The organism is Nostoc sp. NMS7 (assembly GCF_017115085.1).
GTDB lineage: Bacteria > Cyanobacteriota > Cyanobacteriia > Cyanobacteriales > Nostocaceae > Nostoc.
Genome location: NZ_JABXKJ010000203.1, coordinates 24,852 through 32,028, shown reverse-complemented (window position 1 = coordinate 32,028; position 7,177 = coordinate 24,852). Strand labels below are relative to the sequence as shown.

Annotated in this window: 6 protein-coding genes; 4 read left to right on the top strand and 2 right to left on the bottom strand. The window is 43.1% G+C overall.

Features of this window, described 5'->3' with window-relative positions; all coding sequences use genetic code 11:
* Positions 1–33 precede the first annotated feature (33 nt).
* Both HWQ38_RS22975 and HWQ38_RS22970 read right to left on the bottom strand, forming a co-directional pair.
* The gene (locus HWQ38_RS22975) at positions 34–174 is read right to left on the bottom strand and encodes a hypothetical protein (RefSeq protein ID WP_292798203.1); all 141 of its coding nucleotides are present in this window, start codon (positions 172–174) and stop codon (positions 34–36) included.
* A complete protein-coding gene (locus HWQ38_RS22970) occupies positions 167–1,720 on the bottom strand; it encodes a GAF domain-containing sensor histidine kinase (protein ID WP_292798209.1) in 1,554 nt (517 codons plus the stop codon). The genes HWQ38_RS22975 and HWQ38_RS22970 overlap by 8 nt, the downstream gene beginning before the upstream one ends.
* Positions 1,721–2,251: 531 nt before the next feature.
* Here HWQ38_RS22970 and HWQ38_RS22965 point away from each other — a divergent pair.
* The 4 genes from HWQ38_RS22965 (at position 2,252) to HWQ38_RS22950 (ending at position 7,141) form a co-directional block, all read left to right on the top strand.
* Positions 2,252–3,445, top strand: coding sequence for a DegT/DnrJ/EryC1/StrS aminotransferase family protein (locus tag HWQ38_RS22965; protein WP_292798201.1), 1,194 nt, complete (start codon positions 2,252–2,254; stop codon positions 3,443–3,445).
* A gap of 108 nt (positions 3,446–3,553) precedes the next feature.
* Entirely contained in the window at positions 3,554–4,447 is an 894-nt protein-coding gene (crtB, locus tag HWQ38_RS22960; protein ID WP_292798199.1) for a cyanoexosortase B, read from the top strand.
* Positions 4,448–4,818: 371 nt separating this feature from the next.
* On the top strand, positions 4,819–5,541 hold the full coding sequence (locus HWQ38_RS22955) for a cyanoexosortase B system-associated protein (RefSeq protein ID WP_292798197.1): 723 nt from the start codon (positions 4,819–4,821) through the stop codon (positions 5,539–5,541).
* Positions 5,542–5,779: 238 nt separating this feature from the next.
* Positions 5,780–7,141, top strand: a complete 1,362-nt coding sequence (locus HWQ38_RS22950; RefSeq protein WP_292798195.1) for a polysaccharide biosynthesis/export family protein — start codon at positions 5,780–5,782, stop codon at positions 7,139–7,141.
* The last annotated feature ends 36 nt before the right edge of the window (positions 7,142–7,177 follow it).

Here is a 7,177-nt window from a genome sequence, read left to right as displayed (position 1 = left end):
AACATCTGCTTCAATGCTCCTAGATTACATCTTTTAACTTAAGTTGACACCAATGAGCATTGCTGTGCCCCTACCGCGTGGTCTATTTACCTGAAAATAGCCGTAAATGTTGTACTTAGTACACAACAAATAGATAGAAAATACGTCTTTCCCAATCCCCATATAATCAGACATCGCTACTTCCTTTTGAGGGAGTCGGCAGTTGCAATGGCAAAGAAAGCACGTAACGATATCCTGATTCTGGTGAACCTTGAATCAAAATTTGTCCACCGTGCAACTCTGCTAGCTGACAACTTAGCAATAGACCCAAGCTTTCACGAGAAAGACTTCCGTGTGATTTAGCTAAATTTATACCTGAACTAGTAGCAAAGAATTTTGAATGGGAATCACTCAATTTTTTGGAATTGTCCACTGTTACTGATGAAGTATCTGGTTGCTCTTGGCTTTCTGCAAGAGTATTGTAAGTTGCTACCTCACCTGTCAGATCCAGCAGCGATAAAGAATTAAGACGGAAGTAGGGATCAACCTCAGTTATGCCGTCGCCTAGCCAAGGATGGGAAACCCAAATAGTAATGTTGAGTATATCTTCCTTGTAAGAGACATGGATACGAACAACGCTACCTGTAGCCGCAAGTTGAATCACACTGAAAACCAGGTGATAGAGGATTTGCCGTACCTTGTCTTTATCTAAAGGCCAAATGCGATTGCGTCCCGGTTCTATAGAGAGGCGAATATCTTGCTCGCGGCGATTAGCCACTTCTTCAAGGGTATTGATAGCTTGTTGGCATAGCATTTCGATATCCACAGGAGCTACATTCAGCACAGTAGCGTTTTCATCCATAGCTCCTAGTTCGGTAATTTCGTTTACTAGGGAAAGTAAGTACCGACCACTGTGTTGGATAATTTCCAAATATTCTCTCTGCTTTGTCGTCAAAGGCCCATAAATCTCACGTCCTAAAACACTAGCCATACCGAGTACAGATGTTAAGGGCGTGCGTAACTCGTGAGTTAGCTGGGCTAAAAGTTCCAGTTTCAATTGCTTGGTAGAAACAGAGTCGCTATCTTTAGTGGGTGGGGTGATTTTAATCTCAGCGTTAGGTTCGTCATTGAGTGAAAATATCGGAGTGTTCTTGGGAGTCCTTGATTTGAGTTTCCCTTGCAGGAGTCGGTTACGCTCAAATTCACTCATGCTCCAACGAGCGATGATTTGTAAAAACTCAATGTCTCGCGGTGTAAAATTGCGCGGCACTAAATCCATCACCGCCAATGCACCCAAACAATTCCCCTCAGCATCAATCAGTGGCGCTCCTAAGTAAGCACGGATACCATAATCCTGTACCAACTTGCTGCTAGCAAGGACTGGATCTGTAAGTTTATGCGTATCATTAATTACAAATAATTGAGAATTTTCTACTACCTGAGTGCAAAAGGATTCCCGGCGTGAGAGTTGGCGGCTTTGTGCCAAATGATTCATTAATCCCAGCCTAGATAAGCCCACTGCCGACTTGAACCAGTGGCGTTCTTGATCTATAAATCCCAGAATGGAAATTGGTACTTCCAAAAAGTGGGCAGCAGTCTGTGTGGCTTCTTCAAAAACCGGAATCGTTTCTGCTTGCCGCAAACCTAAATCTGACAAAGCTTTGAGGCGTTGTTGTTCTCTTGATTCAGGAGAATCCCAACCATCCTTTAGGGCAAATAATTTGTTTTCAGGCTCTACCATTGCCACTGCTACCTTAATAATTTCTCGATACTGTAATTGATCCAAGTCCTATTTCTAGGTTATCAATTCCTATCTTTAAGCATTCCCTAATTTTGCCTCTGACAAACAAGTTTGGGACAAAAACTTTTTACCCCTTCGATTAAGTCGGCAAAGCGGTCTTTACTACTTAGTATTTACTTGTGCTGAATGTTATATATTTAGCAGGGGTGTAGTTTCGCTTGCTTGAGATTTTGCAATCAGACTGCGTTAAATTTTGATTCAGTCAGGGTAAGCTAATCCTAAGGATACAATAGCAACAGAAGGGAAAACTCCTCTGGCAATCTTTAACGTAAATTTACTTACAAAAATTATATTTATGTAATCTTTATAGCTATTTTTACAGATAACAGCTAGCAGCGATCGCGGACAATCATAGATAGTTGATATAACTCTTGATCCGATAGATTGAACCTATTACAATTTCACGCTGAAAATAGAGCGGGTTTTTCTATTTTTTGCAGAGGATGAAATATTTTTTGAGGACAATTGATAATGAATAAAATGACTATTAGAGTTCCTTTTGTAGACTTGAAGTTACAACACGAACCAATTCAAATGCAATTACAAGATGCAATCCAATCTGTATTGGAACGGGGAGATTTTATTTTAGGGCAAGCACTCTCAGATTTTGAAGCAGCATTTGCGGCAGTATCTGGGGCAGAATATGGAGTTGGTGTGGCATCAGGAACAGATGCGATCGCTCTGGGATTGCAAGCGTGTAATATTGGTGCTGGCGATGAAGTGATTTTACCAGCAAACACTTTTATTGCAACCTTAATTGGGGTGCTACGTGCTGGTGCCAAGCCAATTCTGGTAGATTGCGATCACCAAACCGCTTTAATTGACTTAAGAGAAGCAGCAAAGGCAATTACGCCTTATACCAAAGCAATTATCCCTGTGCATCTCTATGGTCAGATGGTATCACCAAGTGAACTATTCAACTTTGCCGATACCTACAAACTACTAATTTTTGAAGATGCAGCACAAGCACACCTCGCCCAAAGAGACGGATATCACGCTGGTTCAGTAGGAATAGCAGCAGCTTTTAGTTTCTATCCCAGCAAAAATTTGGGAGCATTTGGGGATGGAGGAATGGTGCTGACACGAGATTCAGATGTCGCCCTGAAGATGCGGCGCTTGCGAAATTATGGGGCATCGCAAAAGTATTTTCATACTGAAGCAGGTACGAATAGCCGCTTGGATACTTTGCAAGCAGCGATTTTGCACCAGAAACTACCATATTTGCCACAGTGGAATCGCGATCGCTTGACTATTGCCCAGCAGTATGATGCTCAACTAGCACCCTTGGCAACTGCTGGCATTATCCCTATGGAAAACCAAAGTGGTACAGGACACGTTTATCATCTTTATGTGATTAAAGTTGATGATTCTTGCCCAATCAAACGCCAGCAACTAGAGGAAAAACTTACAGCAGTAGGAATTCAAACTGGCATTCACTACCCAATTCCTTGTCATCTCCAGCCAGCATTCACCAACTTAGGCTATCAGCCTGGGGATTTTCCCCAAGCCGAAAAACTGTCAAAGCAGATATTATCATTACCGATGTATCCTGGTTTGAGTAGTAGCCAAATCAAAGAAGTTGTCGCTGCGATCGCTCATGCAGTTTCAACGAGTTATAAGGCAGATAACCTATCTCCTGCTGACCTTAGTACCGTGGTTGCCTGAAGCTAATTCATGCCTATTTTTTCGTTAAGATAGTCATTTGTTCTTTATTCTTTGCTAATGACAAATGACAAATGACTAATACCCAAAGTTTTTAAATTACTGAAAATCATGGCACTCCAGCAACAGATTAAAAACAGAGACGCATCAGGCTTATTAAATCTAGCGATTTTAGGCGTTTTGCTGCTGCTTTATGCTCCGATATTGTTGCACTGGTTGGATGGTTGGCTGCACAAAAATATCAGTACAGAACACGAATATTTCAGCCACGGGATTATCGGTTTACCATTTGCTGCTTATCTGGGCTGGCTCAACCGGAAAAAGTGGAAACGTTTGCCAGATACCAGCCATCCTTTGGGCGCTGTTTTCTTGTTATTAGGGGCAGTGTTTTATCTTAGCGGTGTTACAGAGTGGGTTAACCTTTCCTTGCCCCTTATACTGGCGGGATTATGCTTGTGGTTTAAGGGAATCTCAGGTTTGCGATCGCAAGGATTCCCCCTGCTATTAGTATTTCTGGCAACCCCAACAGCAGTACCCTATCTCATTGCTCCCTATACCATGCCTCTCCAAAGCTTCATCGCTGGCACCGCAGGCTTCATACTGAATCAATTTGGTATGGAAGTAACCGTGTCTGAGGCAAATCTCTACGTGGGAGGACGGATTGTGGAAGTTGCGCCCTATTGTGCAGGGCTGAAAATGTTGTTTACGACTCTCTACGTAGGCTTGATGTTGCTTTATTGGACAGATGGTTTGTCTTCACGCCCCACAACCATATCGTTTTTATCTATTGCTGCGATCGTTAGTACTAGTGCCAATATCATTCGTAATACTTTACTGACTTTCTTTCACGGCACAGGTCAAGAAGCGGCTTTTACATGGTTGCATCAGGGTTGGGGTGGTGATCTTTACTCTGCTTGTATGCTGGTGTCATTAGTGCCCTTGTTGAATTGGATTAATAGTTATTTTTCAGCATCTCTAGAAACACAGCAAGAAGCAGAAAGTTAGAATCACTGGGCATTGGGCACTTGTACTGACTTGTACTGAGCTTGCCTGCCCTGAGCCTACGTCGAAGGGTCGAAGTAGCGAAGTCGTTGGCGCAGCCTAAGAAGAGAAGTATTGGGCACTTGTACTGACTTGTACTGAGCTTGCCTGCCCTGAGCCTACGTCGAAGGGTCGAAGTAGCGAAGTCGTTGGCGCAGCCTAAGAAGAGAAGTATTGGGCATTGGGCATGAATTATTCTCCTTGTCCCCCTCATCTCCCTCATCTCCCTCATCACCCTTAATTTTTCCTCGCTGATGCGTAAGTCATAAATATTACTGAACTCATAGTATAATTTTATGAAGTAAAATTTTGCCTAAGTATTATAAATTTTACTGATGATTTCCTTCTCCAAGTTTTTCAAGCAAAACCAATTGAGTCAAGTAGCAGCACTCTTGTTATTACTACTGCTGCTAGCAATAGGAGGGGTTCCCGGATACCTGACAGGACACTGGCAATGGAAACAGCTGCCACCAGTTACTACCCTCAAGGAATTAAAACAAATCCGCAAGACTGGGTTAACCCTTCCTGGTTGGCAAACCATTGAACAAGCAGAACAGCTAATTGGCGAACATAAATGGTCTTTGCAGGTAATTAAAAAAGAAGGTTCTCCATCCCAGGCAATCCTGCTTTTGCTGCCCCAAAATGGGCCGATGGACCAACCAGAGGTAGAGTGGGCAGAGGTTAATGGCTGGGGAAGGTCACGCTGGGGAAAGTGGGATGTAGCTCAATCTCGCTCTGCTGAATTTACTGTGAAACCGCCTGCAAAGTTGACTTCTAATGTTGAAACTAAAGTAGAAGCTAGGTTTTTTCGTGCCTCCACACCACAGCAAACCTTCGCTGTCTTGCAATGGTACGCTATGCCAGACGGCGGAAATCCCTCACCGTTACACTGGTTTTTGGCGGATCAATTGGCACAGTGGCATAAGCAACGCACTCCTTGGGTGGCCGTCAGTATTCTGATTCCAATGGAACCTTTGGGGCAAGTAGAAACATCTTGGCCTTTAGCTCAGTCTATAGGTGAAACAGTGCAAACTGTATTCATGGCAGGCCCTTTGTAGAGTCTGTTACATATACCTTTGTCCAGAGATTCATCAACAGTATCTCAATAAATTGCGTTCAGGCTGAAACTGAGCTAAAAGATGTTAACAATATTAATTATGAAGTTAGAAATAAAATTTTGGTAAACTCTCCTGTTCTTCTTGGTAAATACTTGGAGATAGAAGATACATTTAGGACATTCATAGGTAAAATAGCCACTCGGCGCGACTAATTCCTATATCAGTATTTCCTGCACCGATGTTCATAGATCCCAGTTCTTATATGCGTGGATTCAGCGCCCTGTGTTTTGTCAGTCTTCAAATAGGAGTTTTCTTAACAACACCTATCCAACTTGTCGTTGCCCTGCCTTTTCCATCTCAAGGACAATCACCAGCGCAACCCCCCTCGCCACTGCCAGGTACTGAGGTTGTGCCTCCAGGTGCAAATGACGAAATTTCCCCCCAACTCAGCCGCTACCTCTTGGGGCCAGGAGATGTAATTGGCGTTGTGCTTCAGCGTCCTCCTGGCCCATACCGCTTAGGAATAGGAGATGGAATTAGCGTTTCAGTTCAGCGCTTTCCAGATTTGAGCTTTCAAGCTTTAATCAACCCAGAAGGTAATATTGTGGTGCCGTTACTGGGAACAGTTTCCTTACAAGGTTTAACTTTACAAGAAGCTCAAGAAAAAATTCGCTTGGGTTTAAATCGTTATGTAGTTGATCCGGTAATAGTTTTAGGTTTAGCAACGCAGCGTCAAGACCTCAGTTTTCAAGCTGCAATTAGTCCAGAAGGTAACATTGTAGTGCCGCAAGTGGGAACGGTGTCATTACAAGGTTTAACTTTGGAAGAAGCTCAAGAAAAAATTCGCTTGGGTTTGAGTCGCGTTGTACCAGATCCAATCGTGGTAGTATCCTTGGCAGGGACGCGACCAGTTCAAGTTACTATTAGTGGGGAAATATTTAAACCAGGAATTTATCCGATTAATTCATCAACACCCCGCGTTGCTGATGCCTTGCTAATATCTGGTGGTTCAACGTTGAATGCAGACCTGCGACAAGTGCAAGTACGCCGGAAGTTAATCGATGGTTCGGTGATTTCACAAAGGATTGACTTATATGCAGCACTGCAAAATGGCGGTTCAATCCCTAATTTACGCTTACAAGATGGAGATGCGGTACTCGTGCCCCGTCGTGAAGTTGGTAATGATGATGGTTATGACCGCAATTTAGTAGCACGTTCATCCTTGGCCACACCACAGATTAGAGTCCGAGTTTTAAACTACGCTGGGGGAGGTTTTACCACTCAAGCGTTGCCTAACGGCAGTACATTTGTAGATGCTTTGGGAGGAGTAAATCTCGACTCTGCTAATCTCCGGGATATCGCTCTGGTTCGCTTTGATTCTGAACAAGGCAAAGCTGTTACCCAGAAACTTGATGCTAAAAAAGCTCTAGGCGGTGATGCCTCTCAAAATGTGCCACTTCAAGATAATGATGTTATTGTTGTTGGTCGGAACCTGATCAGTAAGATTACTAATTTACTGACTACCATTACCCAACCTTTCTTCAATGTCCAATCTTTTCTGCAATTTTTTAGAAACGTCGGTGGCAATGGATCAAATTAGTAATTATAAAATCAGGATACAATCTGGAAATAGTTG

Coding starts and splice junctions, on each gene's coding strand:
- HWQ38_RS22975 (WP_292798203.1), bottom strand. CDS start 174: ATGTCTGATTATATGGGGATTGGGAAAGACGTATTTTCTATCTATTTG.
- HWQ38_RS22970 (WP_292798209.1), bottom strand. CDS start 1,720: ATGGTAGAGCCTGAAAACAAATTATTTGCCCTAAAGGATGGTTGGGAT.
- HWQ38_RS22965 (WP_292798201.1), top strand. CDS start 2,252: ATGAATAAAATGACTATTAGAGTTCCTTTTGTAGACTTGAAGTTACAA.
- crtB (WP_292798199.1), top strand. CDS start 3,554: ATGGCACTCCAGCAACAGATTAAAAACAGAGACGCATCAGGCTTATTA.
- HWQ38_RS22955 (WP_292798197.1), top strand. CDS start 4,819: ATGATTTCCTTCTCCAAGTTTTTCAAGCAAAACCAATTGAGTCAAGTA.
- HWQ38_RS22950 (WP_292798195.1), top strand. CDS start 5,780: ATGTTCATAGATCCCAGTTCTTATATGCGTGGATTCAGCGCCCTGTGT.